Source organism: Bacillus zhangzhouensis (genome assembly GCF_000715205.1).
Classification (GTDB): Bacteria; Bacillota; Bacilli; order Bacillales; family Bacillaceae; genus Bacillus; species Bacillus zhangzhouensis.
On sequence record NZ_JOTP01000019.1, the window covers coordinates 1 to 17,848 of the forward strand.

The 17,848-nt window shown below is 39.2% G+C and carries 17 protein-coding genes and 1 pseudogene; 4 read left to right on the forward strand and 14 right to left on the reverse strand.

The window, feature by feature from the left end; translation table 11 throughout:
* The 12 genes and pseudogenes from BA70_RS14040 to BA70_RS14095 form a co-directional block, all read right to left on the reverse strand.
* Positions 1 to 294 (reverse strand): annotated as a pseudogene (locus BA70_RS14040) (DNA alkylation repair protein); the annotation flags it as partial.
* A 134-nt stretch (positions 295 to 428) separates the two neighbouring features.
* Entirely contained in the window at positions 429 to 1,619 is a 1,191-nt protein-coding gene (locus BA70_RS14045; RefSeq protein WP_034323426.1) for a DUF1835 domain-containing protein, read from the reverse strand.
* Between the two features lie 274 nt (positions 1,620 to 1,893).
* Complete coding sequence (locus BA70_RS14050) at positions 1,894 to 2,724, reverse strand: DNA alkylation repair protein (protein ID WP_034323428.1); 831 nt, start codon at positions 2,722 to 2,724, stop codon at positions 1,894 to 1,896.
* A 226-nt stretch (positions 2,725 to 2,950) separates the two neighbouring features.
* Complete coding sequence (locus BA70_RS14055; RefSeq protein ID WP_034323431.1) at positions 2,951 to 4,138, reverse strand: MFS transporter; 1,188 nt, start codon at positions 4,136 to 4,138, stop codon at positions 2,951 to 2,953.
* A gap of 26 nt (positions 4,139 to 4,164) precedes the next feature.
* Positions 4,165 to 4,992, reverse strand: a complete 828-nt coding sequence (locus BA70_RS14060) for a MerR family transcriptional regulator (protein ID WP_034323433.1) — start codon at positions 4,990 to 4,992, stop codon at positions 4,165 to 4,167.
* Positions 4,993 to 5,131: 139 nt separating this feature from the next.
* Positions 5,132 to 5,644, reverse strand: a complete 513-nt coding sequence (locus tag BA70_RS14065; protein ID WP_034323436.1) for a hypothetical protein — start codon at positions 5,642 to 5,644, stop codon at positions 5,132 to 5,134.
* Between the two features lie 4 nt (positions 5,645 to 5,648).
* Complete coding sequence (locus BA70_RS14070; protein WP_034323438.1) at positions 5,649 to 6,059, reverse strand: DUF6508 domain-containing protein; 411 nt, start codon at positions 6,057 to 6,059, stop codon at positions 5,649 to 5,651.
* A 212-nt stretch (positions 6,060 to 6,271) separates the two neighbouring features.
* Complete coding sequence (locus BA70_RS14075) at positions 6,272 to 7,033, reverse strand: class I SAM-dependent methyltransferase (RefSeq protein WP_420834685.1); 762 nt, start codon at positions 7,031 to 7,033, stop codon at positions 6,272 to 6,274.
* A gap of 448 nt (positions 7,034 to 7,481) precedes the next feature.
* Positions 7,482 to 9,341: an alpha/beta fold hydrolase gene (locus BA70_RS14080; protein WP_034323443.1), complete on the reverse strand. Its 1,860-nt coding sequence runs from the start codon at positions 9,339 to 9,341 to the stop codon at positions 7,482 to 7,484.
* A 58-nt stretch (positions 9,342 to 9,399) separates the two neighbouring features.
* The gene (locus tag BA70_RS14085) at positions 9,400 to 9,966 is read right to left on the reverse strand and encodes a TetR/AcrR family transcriptional regulator (protein ID WP_034323446.1); all 567 of its coding nucleotides are present in this window, start codon (positions 9,964 to 9,966) and stop codon (positions 9,400 to 9,402) included.
* Positions 9,967 to 10,120: 154 nt separating this feature from the next.
* Complete coding sequence (rlmD, locus tag BA70_RS14090) at positions 10,121 to 11,506, reverse strand: 23S rRNA (uracil(1939)-C(5))-methyltransferase RlmD (RefSeq protein WP_034323448.1); 1,386 nt, start codon at positions 11,504 to 11,506, stop codon at positions 10,121 to 10,123.
* Positions 11,507 to 11,607: 101 nt separating this feature from the next.
* A complete protein-coding gene (locus BA70_RS14095; protein WP_034323451.1) occupies positions 11,608 to 12,477 on the reverse strand; it encodes a DNA-3-methyladenine glycosylase family protein in 870 nt (289 codons plus the stop codon).
* 434 nt (positions 12,478 to 12,911) lie between these two features.
* On the opposite strand from BA70_RS14095, the gene BA70_RS14100 reads away from it, so the two are divergent.
* Positions 12,912 to 13,418 (forward strand): hypothetical protein, encoded by a 507-nt coding sequence (locus BA70_RS14100; protein ID WP_034323456.1) that lies wholly within the window; start codon positions 12,912 to 12,914, stop codon positions 13,416 to 13,418.
* A 131-nt stretch (positions 13,419 to 13,549) separates the two neighbouring features.
* Entirely contained in the window at positions 13,550 to 14,509 is a 960-nt protein-coding gene (corA, locus tag BA70_RS14105; protein ID WP_034323459.1) for a magnesium/cobalt transporter CorA, read from the forward strand.
* 34 nt (positions 14,510 to 14,543) lie between these two features.
* Here the strand turns inward: corA and pdaA are convergent, their stop codons facing one another.
* Together pdaA and BA70_RS14115 are read right to left on the reverse strand one after the other, a co-directional pair.
* Complete coding sequence (gene pdaA / locus BA70_RS14110) at positions 14,544 to 15,323, reverse strand: delta-lactam-biosynthetic de-N-acetylase (RefSeq protein ID WP_411266078.1); 780 nt, start codon at positions 15,321 to 15,323, stop codon at positions 14,544 to 14,546.
* 114 nt (positions 15,324 to 15,437) lie between these two features.
* Positions 15,438 to 15,629 (reverse strand): SE1561 family protein, encoded by a 192-nt coding sequence (locus tag BA70_RS14115; protein ID WP_034323464.1) that lies wholly within the window; start codon positions 15,627 to 15,629, stop codon positions 15,438 to 15,440.
* Between the two features lie 147 nt (positions 15,630 to 15,776).
* Between BA70_RS14115 and yfkAB the strand changes: the two genes are divergently transcribed.
* Together yfkAB and BA70_RS14125 are read left to right on the forward strand one after the other, a co-directional pair.
* Positions 15,777 to 16,898, forward strand: a complete 1,122-nt coding sequence (gene yfkAB, locus BA70_RS14120; protein ID WP_034323466.1) for a radical SAM/CxCxxxxC motif protein YfkAB — start codon at positions 15,777 to 15,779, stop codon at positions 16,896 to 16,898.
* A 7-nt stretch (positions 16,899 to 16,905) separates the two neighbouring features.
* Positions 16,906 to 17,742, forward strand: coding sequence for a mechanosensitive ion channel family protein (locus BA70_RS14125; RefSeq protein WP_034323469.1), 837 nt, complete (start codon positions 16,906 to 16,908; stop codon positions 17,740 to 17,742).
* Positions 17,743 to 17,848: the final 106 nt, after the last annotated feature.

The window sequence follows — 17,848 nt, forward strand, 5'->3', positions numbered from 1 at the left end:
TGCCCATTCTTTTAAATGTTCTATACTTTGGTCGAGCTGATGACTAAGACTTTCTCTCACTGACATCCAAGCAATTTCTCGAACACCAAAATGGTGATCAGCTGCAAATGGCTGAATGTACGCTAGTTTCTCTTCCAAAGATGATAAACGCTGTTTGTTCATATAAGCAGCCCAACAGCGAACGCTATCAGATACGTGGTGAGTAAATGCCTGTAGCACTTCCGCTTGTTTTTCCCCATTCTCTTTCTGTAGCACTTCATCTAACAATTGACCGATGAGACGAATTGCTTTCATGATTTCACCGTGACTTCCCTCTCTGTGAACCGATAAAAGCTGCTCATGTCCTTTTCTTCGCTTTTGATTTCTCCATATATTACATGATGATGGGGAATGATGTAAAGATTTATTTTGTACAGTGCTATTGAATTTTATTCTTTAAATGAAATGTCTTGTCTTTCACTGGGGCTATATTCGACTTGATACTTAGGAGATAACGCATTCTTCACTTCTTCCGTTATACACTCGCCTGCCTGATTAAACTTCTTTTCCATTTCTACCCCTTCTGGCAGCAAGTCATTTGTTTCTTCATCAAACCAACAACCATACTGTATGGCCCAATTCCATATTTTAGAGAATAGTACATCGCTTATAGGTACATCATCTCTTTCTAAATGACATTGACAATGTCCGCATTGAAAAGGTTCGCCACCATAGGTTCCTTCAATTCTCACATAAGGTTGATGCTCAAAATCACGACAGCATACCCATTTTTTGAATTCATGACCAAATGTTGTCAGTTTTATCGAGTAATAACGCATGGACGTTCGTTTTCCTTTCATGGCAAAAACACCTTGATCAATCAGCTTCTTTAGCCTATACTCAATAAAATCATCTCCGATATATTGTTCTAAATGACCAAGGACTTCTCCAATTAAGCGTGGAGTTACGATGTATTCCTCTTCTGGCTCGGACAGATGAAGCCGCTTAGCCATTTTCACTAAATAAGCATCAAATTCATCTTCTGATACGTTGATCGTTTGTTCATTTCGCCATATCCTAAGTGTATGATCTGTTTCGGCAATGTGAAGCCACTCTTCTTGTAATCGTTCTCTTTCTTCCTTGGAAATGGTGTGAAAGTGATTTTTACTTTCATAAATGATTTTAAATTTTTCAGATGGGCTTTCCCCAGTATGTCGAAGGTCCATGCGAATCGTCTTTGTATTAAAATGGTGATCATATGCAATCGCTGTATTGATGACAGACACGTCCACGTTTTTTCCTTTTAATAAATAGATGGCAAATCGTAGACCTATTTGTTCGTGTGCATTGTTGCCTATCCATATCATCATATGTGATCCATCTTTTATATCCTTAACTTGTTGAATCATTATTTGCTGATTGATTACCATATCATTAAATTCACCAAACTCATTGGACATGACATGACGAAGCCACTCAATACGAGTCTCTTGTCCTCGACGTTCATGTAAGTGCGTAAGTGGGCCAATGGAGTAGATATCATCAAAGGTGATGATGTCTTCCACTGGTTTTTGCTTCATTTCACGTAATGCTTGTTTTAAACTACCAGCAGTTGCTGCCCCAAATACGATATGTATCATTATTCGTCTCCCTTTATCTTACATTTTATTTCATCTTCGCCTATTCATGGTTCTTACGTCAATTCTATTGAGTCAATTTCATTCAAAAGTACGACGATGAGAGGATAAGATCTATATAAAGAATGCAGAATTGAGGAGACTAGATTTTTTATAATAAATGAAAAACCCCACGAAATGGGGCAGTTAGTTTACTGAGCTAACTTTGAGACTTTCTTTCTAATGATCTATTGATAGAAATACCCTCCAAAAAGGGAAATTCAGTTCATGTACTTATTCACAAATTCCCCTTCACAATCGTTCTTTTGGCTTTCTTGACAATCCTCCTAGTTGCTTTTGTATCAGAATCTTTTAACCACTGTTCACACAGATTTATGACCCAATTTGGTTGTGTCTTACTAGCGTCATTAAGCCAGTTTCCTACAGAATCTTGAACATATGTCGATGGATCAGATTTGAGGTAATCTAGAATAGGCAGTGCCCTCTCTGGCTCTTGTTTTAATAACTCAATATGCTTTGTCCATACACCTCTCGGACGGATCGCCTCTACAGAGAATCGACGAATATGTTCATCCTCGCTTTTTGCCCATTCTGTTAAATGTTCTATACTTTGGTCGAGCTGATGACTTAGACTTTCTCTCACTGACATCCAAGCAATTTCTCGAACACCAAAATGGTGATCAGCTGCAAATGGCTGAATGTACGCTAGTTTCTCTTCCAAAGATGATAAACGCTGTTTGTTCATATAAGCAGCCCAACAGCGAACGCTATCAGATACGTGGTGAGTAAATGCCTGTAGCACTTCCGCTTGTTTTTCCCCATTCTCTTTCTGTAGCACTTCATCTAACAATTGACCGATGAGACGAATTGCTTTCATTCCAGACTCAGCCTTTTGTTGAGTGACCTCAGATGATACATCGTCTAAATGATGGTCTAAACCAATGGATGGCAAAACATGATAAATTAACGTCATATGATTGACAGCCAGCCATTCAGTTAAATTCACACTCTCTATTTTTCCCTGATTCAAAAGGATCAAGACGTCATGAGGGATATCAGTCCCCTTTCGAGCACCTTTTCGATTGATGATCTCCTCACTTATTGGCATGATGTATTCTCTCCTGTCTAGTAGTACTTTTGTTTGACATTCATTATTTTCGGACCCCTAAAAGCTAATATAAAATTGATGCCTTTAATCTTTGGATATTCACTCCTATTGTAGCAAATAAACAACTCAGCTGGTGCATTATTCAAATCGCAAAAAAGAACTACCCGAAATGAGTAGTTCCTCAATACAAAACTGAATTTGTGTGATCACTAGTGAATCTATCATGTTACCTTCCTTGCTCCATCACCTTCAAACTCTTATGCTGAGAGATTCGGTCAAACGCCACCATCAGGATGGTCATAAGTAAAGCGAGAAGAACCGTTCCAGCACTGATCCAGCTCAGGTTCAATACAGATGTCCTGCTTATCACAAGCCCCCCTAAACCCGATCCTAAAGCAAATCCGAATTGAATAAATGATGTATTGACACTTAATGCGATATCAGGAGATTTTGGTACAAGTGTGACAAGATATAACTGCTGAGCTGGTGATGTGCTCCATGTAGCGATCATCCATATCATGATGACAGCTACCATGACCACGAGATTACCTGTGACAAATGATAGCAGCAAGAGCATGATGATTTGCAAAATGATTCCTGAGAAAATCGTGAATATTGGGCCTTTTTTATCTGCCGCCATCCCTCCCAGACTGGAACCCAAAAAGCTGCATATTCCTGCTAGTAACAAAATACCACTGATTTCTGTGATGCTAAGGTTTGCTGATGCTTGCAGGAAGGGCGTTAAATAGGTAAATAACGTGGAATATCCACCTACATAGAATAGCGTCACTGCCACCGCGAGTAATATTCGCTTATCTTTTAAAATCGATAACTGCATACGAAGCGTCACCGGTTCTTGTTCTTTCATAGAGGGAATCCGCCTATACACAACAATCAGCGGAATAAGCGTGATCAATCCAATGGCTGCGAATAATGCTTTCCATCCGATCATACTGCTTAAAAATGTCCCGATTGGAACGCCTAAAACCAAGGAGCTGCTGAGTCCCATTAAAATGATACCAATAGCAGTTCCTCTTTTTTCACGTTCTACAAGACGAGTCGCAACAGCCATTGCCACCACAATAGCCGTTCCCCCACTGATTCCTTGTAAAATCCTTGTCATCATCACCATTTCAAACGAATGGCTGACACTTGTGATGAAATTACTTAAAATAAAAATAATCAGCATCCATGACAGTATTTTTCTGCGGTCTATATTGATGGTCAGTGCAATGACAATCGGTGCGCCGATTGCCGCTGAGAGCGCTAAAGACGTGACCAATAATCCAGCGGCAGACGTCGTGACATGTAGATCATCTGCGACCATCTGGATAATGCCTGTAATGATATATTCGATTGTTCCGATTAAAAAGGCTGCTAATGCAAGTAAATAGACAACGGTTTTATTTTTCATCGTGACGTTTCTCCTTTGGGCAATGTTTACGATTTGATTTCATCTATAATAGGAATTTGAATTTCAATGAGTCTGCCTTCTTCATTTTCAGACAATGGGTAATAAATCTCTCGGCCCGGCTGGTCTTCTTTCACGCGGTATCCATTATTTTCGATCCATGTCGCCAGGTCAATACAAGCTGTTTGTGCGGATGGAGAATGTGAATGAAATAATAGTGTCGCCATGGTTTCTTCAGCAGGTAACGTACGTATCTTGATTCCTTGAGGAAGAGTGCCCCTTAACGCTTTGACGGAATACCCCACCTCAAACTCGAACTCACTTTCTTTTTCGAATGATTCCCTCCATAGCACTACTTGTGGTCCAGAGATCGATTCTTGTTGATGTTTAAGTAATAAATGATGAAACATTTGAAAGAATGAAGGAATTTCGTCAACAGCTCCGTTGGATTGAAAAGACATGATGCGTTTGCTTTCAACGGATTTGATGATGACCTCCTGTTCTTTTTCAACACATCCCTCTCGTTTGATGAGGTGCATCCGCTCCTTAATACGCGCTAATTTCTGTTGTTCTCTCTCGATCAATTGCTGAATTTCACTTTCTTTCAGCAGAAACATGCCCTGAATTTGCTCTACTGAGATATCTTCACGAAGAAGCTGAGCCATTTGCTTTAACGTAAAGCCCAATTCCTTGTACAGAAAAATTCGGTTGACCTCAAGCAGCTGTTCAGCTGAGTAATAACGGTATCCTGAATCTTGATCAATCTGCTTAGGCTTTAATAAATCAATTTGGTCATAATACCTTAAGGTTTTAACAGGCACTTTACTTAACATAGAAAAATCGCCGATCTTGAACATCCTGCATCTCCTCCGTTTTGTTGATCTGATCAAAGTATAAACCTTTCAGTTAAGGGGAAGGTCAACATGAAGTTGAATAAATTTTTCAAAAGCGCGAAAAAACCTAGATTTCTCTAACATCTAGGTTTTGCTCATGATCCTAAAATTTTTCTAACAATCCCATCTCTGCAACAATCTTTATATCATTCATAAACCGTTGCAAACTTGCTTTGTTCTCTTTTTTCTGTAAATCTGAAGAATAACCTAAGCATAGATTAAAAATACGATCTAACCTTTCACCGACTCCGCTATAAAAATAATTTGTTAATATTCCATTATTTTCACTTGTAAGAACCACAACTGTAGCCATCTCTAGTACATATTCTATATCTTCTTTAGAAATCGTTCGATCTTTTTTCTTAGCACTCATGAATTCATGACTATGAATAGAACGAATCCTGCCTTCAAGTAAATTGAGTATAGACTTTTTATAGATGACATACACACTGTGAATATCACTTTTATCAGGACAATAGGGATCTTGTAAAATGAATTTTATACGCTCATCTTCTTTTTCCATTTTTATTGCATCAAGATCATTTAATAAAATGTGATCAATTTCTTCTATTTTTATAGGAGGAAAAGTGTTGGCTGCATCTGTTTTACTTTTCATTTGATCACTCCAAACAATCCAATCTTTCCAGGCACTTTACAATAGCTCCGCTTTTAAAGAAATTGAGTATGGCACCCTCGCTAAATCGTTCGGCTCTCACAACCTCCATCATAAGAGCAAGCACACACTGCGCATTTAAATTTGAAATGTCCACATTCTCCATATCATTCATTCCCGATTCAATCCCATTTTCTCTAAGGATCTCTCTGCAGCGGATAAACCCCATCCCTTCGTGTTGTTCTGCAAAGGTATAAATATCTTCAATCAAGTGACGGACCGTTTCGGAATATTTCACAAAAGGCATTTGAATCGGATGTTCAGCTGTTCCATCATTTTCTTGATCGATCACCCATTCTCCAATAGGATCTTCCTGAAGCATTGATATGTATTTTGTTAGAATATCGAATTGGCTCATTCTCATCCTCCTCTATTTCATTCCTATGGATCAGTATATAAAAAAATCCGTGATCATCCTACCAGCTAGACACCAGTATTCAAATCACGGACAGTCTTTATTTACTAAAAGTAAGTGGATATTTCATTTTTAATGATTTTAGCATGTAACAGGAGTATCATTGATTCAAAATTAGGATGGAGCTTTCGAATATATCGAATCTCTATTTCCAACTAAATTGCTTTAGCTAAAATAATAAATCGGTGTTGTTTTGCGTCAAAATAACCTTTTTGTTCAATAGTTTTATGAATGGTGTATAATTCATCCTTGAAATTACTTATTTCAAAATCTGGCACTTGCCAAGGAATTGCTTTCAGATAATACACCAATGCACCAATGTCATAAAATCTTAGAATAGGAAACTCTTCAGCACTTCTCAAAACCTCAAAATGATTCTCCTGTATTTCTTTTAAAGCTAGCTTTAAGTTCCAATCAATAAATTCCTCATTTATTGATGCCCCTAGATTTTCATTAATCTCTATGCAATCGAGTCCACCTACTTGTTGAGTTAGAAAAATACCTTCTTTCGAGATAATTCTTCTCACCTCTTTAGATGAAAATGACTCGTGTTGATTGATGATAAGATCAAATTTCCCATCCTCAAACGGAAGAGTTTCATCCTCATCAATTTGAACTACCTTAACGCCTAAAGGTGTTAATCGTTCTTTTGCGATAGGTACATTAGGCATGTAACCTTCTGTAGCATAAACTGATGATGGAAAAGGTCTTAACTTTGATAAAAATTCTCCACCACCTGTTCCCATATCTAGCATTATTCTTGCATTTTGAACAAGAGAAGTAGCTATACTACCATATGACCACGAAAGCATATCGCTTTTCATTCTTCCAGTTTCAGATATGAATGCGAAATCCCACCCAACAAAAGGTTCATCTGCTTGTTTTATTAACGAAGTAAATTGTTTGTCATTCATAATAGCCCTCCAATACTCATTTTGCAGTTTTAATAATTAAATATTTGGTGGGCCTCTTACGAATGTATAAAATTGTTATGTTTCATATTCTTTCAGTCTCATATTTAATAACTCCCTGTAAAAAATGATTTCCTTCACTATAACATATTTACCTATTATTTCTGTTTAGCTATATGACTTTCAAGATCTTTTAAAAAATGAAGGAATGGAGTCGAATTTTATGAGCTCAAATAAAATTGATGTAAAAATAATGAATGGTGAAAATACAAATAGAAATTGACTATGACAGTGTTATCTATTGTGAATTGCTTCACCCGGCTTTACTCTTTTTTGCTTTTCTGTCCATTTCCGCTTATAGCCAAACTGGTCTACCCCCCAGAACGAAAAATTGTGCTCACTTGTCATAAACATCTCATTTTTCGTTTTGAGTAGATGGTCTACCTCAAACCTTTTATTTATCCCATACCCTCATCTGCTTTATGACCAATGTTGCCGTTTCACTCGGATGGCTAAGTGGGAAATGATGACCATATGGAACAAAATCAACCTTGCCAAGATGTGACGGGGCAGAATAGCCTTTGTCATAATCCCCCCAAATAATATAAAGACGATCCTTTGTGACTTCATTGAAATCATCTTGATCGGTTTTCTGTAGTAAGCTGTTAAGCTGAACCGTCGTATTTAATATTCTAGGAGACGTAAAACTATTTCTGACTTTTTCAATATAATGTTCAGGGATGCTCTCCGTATTTTCAAACAAACCATTCCTTAATACATAACGCCCTATCATATTAGTCGTTGCCCATTTCAATGTCCATTTGTTCATCAATTGAGGAACATTTAGCAATTTAGCATTTTTCTTATCAACTGGTGGCTGAAGTAAAGTGATTGAATACTTCTTATCGATGTACTCTTGTACCAATGCCTCTAGAAGAATATACGCACCAAATGAATGGCCGATTAGATGTGCACCATTCGTCGCTTTCTCCAATAACTTTTTCACGACATTCAAATACATATCTAGAAGATGTTTCTCTCGTTTAAAAGGAGAACGTCCCAAGCCTGGAAGATCCAAGATCCATACAGGTTGACCCGTTTTTTCATGTAGCTCTTGTGCTAAGGGGAATAAATCCTCTCCATCACTCAATAAACCATGTAATAAAATAAACGGTTTACCCTCTCCTTTTAATTGGTAAAGGGTCGTGTTATCACATAGTGTTCGTTTAAATAAATGATCATCCTTACCGTTTGGATTCATCATTCGATAATCCAGATCAGCTACTACAGCAGGGAAAAATTTCATGACACTCGTCTTCTTAAACCAATCTTCTCCCATTATTTTTTTTACTGCAACATTTGAAAATGTTCGTTTTGTCATAAAGTTCAGTCCATCAGAAGGAATGTTTGTTATTTTACTTACGCCACTATTCATAATAGCTTTCATCAGTGGCATTGGGACAGAGGTTTTTGGTGCCCTCATATTCATACTTTCTGACATCATACTTAATAATTCACCAATGTTCTGATCGTGCTGCCAGTCTTCAACAAGCGTATATGTTTGAATAGCTGGCTGCTCCAATCTGAAAACCTGCACAATAAACTTCGCAAACTCATCGTTTGAAATAAGTGGTAACCGATAGTCCTTACCTCCAGGAATCACTGGCATGAGCCCTCTTCGCATACTCTTCACAAGCAAACCCAATCCTGCAATTTGCTCTGTACTCCCTGTTTGACTACTACCGACGACAGTTGGCGGATTAATGACAGAAAGCGGATAACCTACTGCTAATGCCTGTTGACGGATATAAAGATCTGCTAAAAATTTTGTTCTCTCATAGGGATTTTTTATTTTCAAATAATGGTTTCCTTCTTTAAACACATCAATTGCAATCTTACTATTTTGATCATCAAAGGGACTCATATAACCGACAACATGAATAAATTGCTGCAAGCCCTTCAATTGATGAATACTTTTAGCTAACTCACTAATGTGTTTGGCGCCATTCAAAAAGACAGAAGCTGCCTCTTTCCTGGTTGCTTGAATATCCATGGGTCCTCCTGCGTGAATGATCACATCCGTTTTATATACCCTCTCCTGAACTTCAGGACTTAGACCCAAATCGACTTTCGTCAAATCACCTTCAACAAAGTGCATCACTGCCTCTTTTAAAATGCCTCTTTCTTGAAAAATGCGTGTTGCTTTACTTTTTGACCTTACTAAAAGAAGAATGTTCACATCCTCTTTCACTAATTCTTCGACTAACTGCTTTCCAATAAAGCCTGTTCCACCAATTAAAAATACTGTTTTCATATGAAATCTCCTTTTTAGTACCACCCAGTACTAATTTAGTGTAAAAAAAATGCTTCTTTTATCGAAGCAAGTTAAATAAATGATCTGCTGTTTTCGTGATGACAGTTGCATCCTTCAATGTTTCTGAAATAAATAACGCTCCTTCAAGATTTGTAATAAAAAGTGATGCCACCTCATCAATCTGAATCGTATGTCTGAATTCTCCCTTCTCTACTCCTTGTTTCAGTAATAAAGATACTTTCTTTTGTAATCCTGTAAAAAAAAGACCTATTTTTTCTTTAATTTGCGTGGCCTGTGTAGGACTTTGAATATAAAGAGTAATAAATGGACAGCCGCCCTTATAGTCTCTCGACTGAACCCCTTGTGATAATTGCTTTAAAAACAGCTGAATACGATCTTCAACTAAAAATTGGTTCTGAGACAGTACGTCATCAATTGCAGATTGATACATGTCAATCCAATAATCAACGACTCCTTCTAATAATTCTTCCTTATTAGAAAAGTGATAATACACATTAGACTTTGATACTTTGCTTACACGTACTAATTCATCCATGCTTGTATAAGCAAACCCTTTTTCTAAAAATAATGTTGCAGCTACTTCAAGTACACGTTTTTGATTCATTAATTTTACCTTTGTCATAATTAGTACTATATAGTACTAATTTAAATATTGCAAGTGTTGATGTTCATTTAGAAAAAAGTCTGATGAAAGAAATGCCCGCAAAACAAAAAAAGCTCGAAAATCTAATATTGATTTTCGAGCCTTGATTTAAAGTCTATTTTTTCACGAGCGATACAACGGTCTCCACATGCGCCGTATGCGGAAACATATCCACTGGCTGCATGTATTCGATCTTGTAGTCTCTTGACATGTACTCAAGGTCTTTTGCTAGTGTGGATGGGTTGCAAGAGACGTAGACAAAGCGTTTTGGTTTGACTTGTTTGACGGTGTCTAGGAAGGTGCTTTCGCAGCCTGTTCTTGGCGGGTCCACGACGATGACGTCAGGACGGAAGCCTTCTTTGACCCATTTTGGCAGCCAGTGTTCCGCTGTTCCTGTCACATAGGTTGTGTTTTTCATACCATGTTTTTTGGCATTTTTCTTGGCATCATCAATTGATTCTTTGATGACATCCATTCCCCTTACTTCTTTGGCGCCATCTGAGAGCCACATCCCAATGGTCCCAACACCGCAATACGCATCGACAAGCTTTTCTTTTCCTGTCAGTTTGGCTGCTTTTTTCGCTTCGTCGTATAGCTTTAGCGTTTGCTTCGGATTCAATTGGAAGAATGCACGTGCACTTAGTTCAAATGAAACGTCTCCTAAAAATTCTTGGATGACCATGTTGCCTGCTAAGTGTGATGTCTTATGTCCAAAAATGACAGACGTTTTTTCGCCATTGATATTGTGCATAATGGATGTCACTTCTGGCAGACGTTTTTGAATGGCTTCGGCAATTTCTTTTTTCTTTGGAAATTCAGGTTTTGATGTGACAAGAACGACTTGTACTTCACCTGTTTCAAAGCCAACTCGCACGACAATCGATCGCACGTCACCTTTTCTTGTCCGTTCATTGTAAACCGATACGCCGAATTTCTCTAAAATTTTGCGGACAACGCCCGTTGTTTTGTTCGTTTTCGGATGCTGAACGATACATTCCTTGATCGGTACAAGCTTATGAGAATTCAGTCCATAAAGCCCAGCGATGATGTCACCGCTATGAGATCGCCCTACTTGGAACTGACTTTTGTTCCGGTAGTGCCACGGATCTTCCATGCCGATCGTTGGTCGAATGTCTAGCGTTTCGACCGATAGCTTCGTGTGTCGTTCCATTGATTGAATGACAATATCACGTTTTTCCTTTAGCTGCTGCTCGTACGCCAAATGCTGAAGCTGACAGCCACCGCACTGCTCGTATACTGGACATGGCGGTTTCACTCGATGCTCCGAGCGTTTTCGCACTTTCCTAACCGTACCTTCTGCATATTTTGCCTGTACATTTGTTGCTTCAACGACCACTTCCTCACCTGGAAGCGCACCCGGGACAAAGACCACTTGCTTTTTAAAATAACCGACCCCTTCACCATTAATGCCAAGGCGTTTAATGGTAAGCGGGAACTGCTGTCCTTTTTGCAAAAGGGCACCTTGCTGTTTTTCGTTCAATTCATTCTCTCCGTTCTATCTGAACCTTTATAGGTTGTCCTCATTTTATTCCATCTCATTAGTATATCATGACTTGGACAAAGAGAGAAAATGCGTTTTATTTATTTGTCTGTCTCGATGCTTCTCCATAAATATAAAGAAGCGTAGCTTAAATAAGGGGTCCACTCCTTGCTTAATGCTGCCATCTCTTCTTTTGTTGGCTTTTCAGGCAGGTCAAAGTGCCGCTTAATCGCATTTTGAATACCGATATCTGCCATCGGAAAGAGATTGGGTCTTCCAAGCCCATTCATGAGAACATTTTGAACTGTCCAAGGTCCAATCCCTCTAATCGGAAGCAGACGTTCTTCGATTTCGATATCCGTTAAGTCGTGTAATTCCTCCAAATCCAGAGAGCCGCTCACAATTCGCTTTGATACATCAATGACGTATTCCGCCTTTCGCTGACTGAATTGAAGCTTTCTCAAATCGTCTGTTTCAAGGGATGCGATGGTTTCCGGTAAAGGATCAAACCAAACGCCTTCTATTTGCTCACCGTACGAATGAACAAACCGTTTCGTGAGCTCATAAGCAAACGCAAGATTGAGCTGCTGATGAATGATGCATTTCATCAAACAATGATATAAATGGAAGTCCAGCATGAGCGGTGTTCCGATATGACGTTCGAAAATCGACGCAAGATTTGTTTGAGAAAAATGGTGATGAACAACGTGTAATTGATGCTCCATGCCAAAAATCCGCTTCACCTCAGAAATGATTGGTTCCTCAGGGCCGTTTGCTTGCACCCGGAATGTAGGCGCTTCTTTTGTTCCTGTGGCTTGAACGACCACCACGTACGGCTTTTGATTCAGCCTCATCGGTACTTTGATTTCTCTTCTATTCAAATTGACTGCCTTTAATGGATCACTTGATAAGCGTCTTAGCACTTGATCGAAGTGATACGGCGGCTCAACCACCAGCTGTTTTTCCCACATGTTTTTCCTCTTCCTTTCTGCCAGCACACGCCGATGCGATTGTTTCATTTTGCGTGAATCATTCTCTATATTGAATACTTTGAAATATAAAGAGTACAAGAATTTATCAGTTATATATTCCTTATTCTTGGTCATTCTCCTTTTGGATTGATGAACATTTTTAGTCGAATATAGCTAATATTCGACACAATCCCTCAACATTTTAGGATCATTTTCCTTAAATTAGAAATAGAACCTATGGGTGATATCTTCTATTTCAAAAATATTTGTATAATTATGACATATCAAGGAGGTGAACAAAGAAATAAGCGGATTAGGCAATCATTCGTTTCATCTTGCAGGAACATATTTACCTCATTGATTACCGGCTTCACCTAGTTTCACATTTTACGAAAAAGAAGACCCAAAATTCAAAAACAAAGGAGATCCGACCAATGAAAAAAACAATCCTTTCTGTTGCCCTTGCCACTGCTGTTTCTTCAACACTACCAGTATTCGCTGATGCTGCTGAGCAAAAAACTGCTCCAGTTTCAACAACTGTTCAGCAAACTGTTTTAAACAAAGCTGCTGAAGGTAAAGCATCTACAAATGCAACAAACGTAAACATTAACTTTGACGTTCTTGGAATTGCAAATGCACTGATCAATGCTGCAAATGCAAACACAAACCGTGAAGGCTTTGTCAAAGGTTTAATGGAGTCTGCTTTCTATGCTGCTGGCGCTAAATACAATGTCATGGTATTTAACTTAAGCCAAGGCTACGAGACTCGTTTCAGCGGTGTCAAAACGTTCGCTACTGTGAAATACGGAAGCATTACTTACGGAGTTTGGGTATTTGAAAATGGATCTTTCACAAATAAAGGTGACGGCGGCTACATCAACTGGGCATTTAGAGGCTGGTTTGACCGTAACGGTGGTTTCGTTAACTTCCGTCGTCCTTAATTCTCGCTTTTATTCATCAATCATACACGCACATGGACCGATCTCAATTATGAGATCGGCTTTTTTGTGGATAAGATGAATAAGTTTGTGCACGCTGCTTCATGATATAATGCAAGTCTGGAGGGGTGTATATGCTGAAAAAACTTGCAGTGACAAAAAACGGAGACTTGATTGAACATGCAACATTGCAGCAGCTTTCAAGCCCCGATATCGCCTGGTATTGGATTGACTTTCATGCGCCAACGGAAAAAGAAGCAGCGCTACTGATGGAATTCTTTCAGTTTCATCCGCTTTCAATTGAAGATTGCTTCCATTATTTGCAGCGGCCTAAGCTTGATTTTTATGAAGAGTATTTATTTTTCGTTCTTCATGCTCTCAATCAAAAAACACTTCGTTCAGAGGAAGTGGACTTGTTTGTTGGTGAAAGTTTTATTGTCACCTTTCACTTAAAGGAAGCACCTTACATTGATCGTGTGATTCGAAAGCTAAAAACATCTGATCACGCGCGAAATAGTGGACCTGAGCATCTTGCCTACATGCTGATTGATGATCTGGTTGATGATTATTTCCCGATTATTTATCAAATTGAAGACAGGCTGAATGAGATTGAAGATGAAGAAGGTCATAAAACGTATGGTACTTTAATGAACGAAGTATTCGGGATTCGCTCAGACTTGTTAAAGCTAAGAAGGACCATTATTCCGATGAGAGACCTTTTATACCGTATCGTGAACATTAATATGATGAAAAACGACAAAAACCGGCAAGCCTATTTCAATGATATCTATGATCACCTTCTGAAATTGACAGAGATTGTCGAGTCGAACAGAGACATGACAGCAGATTTAAGAGACAGCTATCAGACGCTGAATTCCAATCGGATGAATGCGATTATGATGACACTAACGATTGTGTCGACTATTTTTATTCCACTGACCTTTATCGTTGGGGTTTACGGGATGAACTTTGATAACATGCCTGAATTGCACTGGAAATACGGCTATTTTGGCGTGCTTATTTTCATGGGTCTGCTCGTCTCGGGTATGCTTTTATGGTTTAAGCATAAAGGGTGGTTTCGGATTTTTAAATAACTAAAAAGCCTGCAGTTTCTCTGCAAGCTTTTTTCTATAACTGAGGCAGATGCCATACTTTTTCAAGCATGAGATCGTCTAGACTTTTAAAGGAATACCCCTGTTTTTTGAGAGATGTGATCGCATCATCCAGTGCCTCGGCATTGTCTCTTGAGACGGTATGGAGTAAGTAAATCGCACCTGGATGTGCCTGTTTCATCATTTGATCGTAGGCATACTGTTTTCCTTTTTGATGATGGATATGCCAATCCACAAAGGCAACTGACCAGAAAACGGTTTGGTAGCCAAGCCTCTTTGTTTCCTTTAATACTCTTTCGCTAAATACCCCGCGCGGTGGACGTAAATAGAGGTTATCTTGTTTTCCCGTAATTTTGTACACGGCTTCATTTACACTGCCTAGCTCTTCTTTGATTTCTTTCGCACTTTTTTTCGTTAAGTCTGGATGGTGATAGGAGTGGTTGCCGATGATATGTCCTTCCTCTGCCATACGTTTCACAAGCTGCGGCTGATCCTTCACGAAGTGCCCTGTCACAAAAAAGGTGCCTGGTACTTGGTGTTTTTTCAGCACATCTAAAATTTTGGGTGTGTACCCATTTTCATAACCATTATCGAATGTAAAGTAAATCTCTTTCTTTTTCGTGTTTCCTAAATAGAAAGCATCATACTTTTTTAAAAGTGTCGTCAGTTCCTTCCCAGCATCTGCTGGCTTGTGCTCTTTGCTTTTAGCAAATCCCCAATGGATGGGCTTATTAGACTCGGCTGCTGCTTCTGACAGAGGCATTGAAACAAAAAGCACACATAAACAGATCAGCATATATTTTTTCATCTACGTCACTTCCCGGTTTTTCTTTTATTGTGCAGAATATGACCGAGACTCATACGTCCATTCGCCTGCCAATTTAAAGAAAAAAGCCCGCACAAGTGCGAGCTATTCTTCCTTCCAATCTTTTTTAAACCGTTCATATTTCGCTTCTAGATCGTCAATCATCTGGATCAATCTGTCTATATCTTCAACGTCTGTTGATTCGGGATCTAATGAATCAATCACATTCATAAACATATCTAATCGGTTCTTTAAATAATCAACCTGCTGCTCTTTACTATCTGCTGCCTTGCCCATAGATACACTCCCTTTAGCATTTGTTTATAGCTTATCTTTCTTTCCCTTATAAATCAATTGTCTCCCCTCTTGCGTATAACGGTCATGGGGCTTAAAATTAACTGTTGGCGGGTCTACGTTTACCCGAATGAAAAGGAGATAGATACCATGAACCAAAAAACAGCACTTCGTCCGATCACACCTGCATACGACCCTTGGGAAGCCTATCTCGATGTGCAGGATTACGGAGAAATGAAGCTGACAAATATTGAATTTACGACGACGACTTTATGTAACATGAGATGTGAGCACTGTGCGGTTGGCTATACGTTGCAGCCAAAGGACCCACATGCACTGCCACTTGATTTGCTGCTTCGCCGTTTAGATGAAGTCCCACTTTTGCGCTCACTAAGTATTACAGGCGGAGAGCCAATGCTTTCTCTCAAGTCTGTGAGGGAATATGTCGTACCTTTATTAAAGTATGCTCATGAACGCGGCGTCCGTACACAAATCAATTCAAACTTAACACTTGATTTGGCTCGATATGAAGAGATTATTCCGTACTTAGATGTTCTTCACATTTCACATAACTGGGGCACTGTCGAAGAGTTTGCAACGGTCGGCTTTGCAATGATGGATAGAAAACCAACCTTTCAGCAGCGTGAAAAATTATTTAATCGAATGATCGAAAATAGTCAGGCGCTTGTGAAAGCTGGTGTCACAGTATCTGCTGAAACCATGCTCAATAAGCGCACGCTTCCTTATATTGAACACATCCATCGTCAAATCGTGGAGGAGATGAAATGTCAGCGCCACGAAGTTCACCCGATGTACCCAAGCGATTTCGCTAGTGCACTTGAGTCATTAACACTTCCGCAAATGCGTGATGCGATTCATCAACTGCTTGATATTCGTGATGAGAACACATGGATGCTGTTTGGCACCTTGCCATTTTATTCATGCAGCACAAATGAAGAAGACCAGCGCCTCCTGAAGCGATTGCGCCAGGAGAAAAATGTTACTGTACGAAATGATCCTGACGGTCGCTCAAGGTTGAATGTAAATATTTTTGATGGGAATATTATTGTGACAGACTTTGGCGATACGCCGCCGCTTGGAAACATTGAAACCGATACATTGCAATCTGCATATACACGCTGGATGGACACAAAATTAGCGAAAGAGCTGAATTGTCATTGTCCAAATGTGCAATGCCTTGGTCCGAATGTTCTTGTGAAAAACAGCTATTATCAAGATGTTGATTTTACTTCTCGTACAGCCAGGGGGTAACCGATAAATGGACGATACATTTCTGACAGTGGTCAAGAACAAATACATTGAAATTCTAATTGTTGGACTTGTTCTTTGGCTTGCCGTCTTTATCATCAACAAAGCCCTTCAGATTTTCTTTAAACGAACGGAGTTTATTGAAGATAAGAAGAAGAAAACGATCGAGAGCTTGGTCAAATCTGTGACGAAGTACACAGCTTCGATTTGCTTTGTGTTCTATGTCATTTCTCTTTTCTTTCATGACTTTGGAAAAATTCTTGCTGGTGCTGGTGTTGCCGGGATCGTCATCGGTTTTGGCGCCCAGACGCTGATTCGTGATATTTTAGCAGGCATCTTCCTGATCTATGAACGTCAGATTCATAAAGGTGACTATGTGACGGTGAATAATCTCTTTAATGGAACCATTGAAGAAATTGGTCTCCGTTCTCTGCAAATTAGAGAATGGAGCGGCAAGCTGTTAACCATTTCTAACGGAGACATCCGGCAAATTCAAAATTACAACATACATTACATGCGTATCACAGAGTCGGTGTTAATTAGTGCAAATCAGAACCCAGACATCGCCTTTCAAGCGCTCGAATCAGCTTGTGACCAGTTGAATCAAATGCATCATGATTTTCTCAAAAAAGATGAATTCCAAAACGCCATTGAACCCTTTCAGGTTCATGGAATTATGGGCCTCAATAAGCTCAATCGCGGAATAGAAATCACTGTGAAAGGGATGGTCGAAGATGAAAAATACTTCGAAGCCGCCCTCGCTGTACGTAAAGAAATCATCAAGCAGCTTCATGAGCACGATGTCAAATTGCTTGAAGATCTCGTGTATCCTCAGCCTGCAAAATAACCTCATTCTTATGAGGTTATTTTTTGTTTATGAATGAAGTGTGACGAGCTGACTAGACCTCATGAGACGCTTGAACAGCTTGGACACATCCGGTAAGGAATTCTCT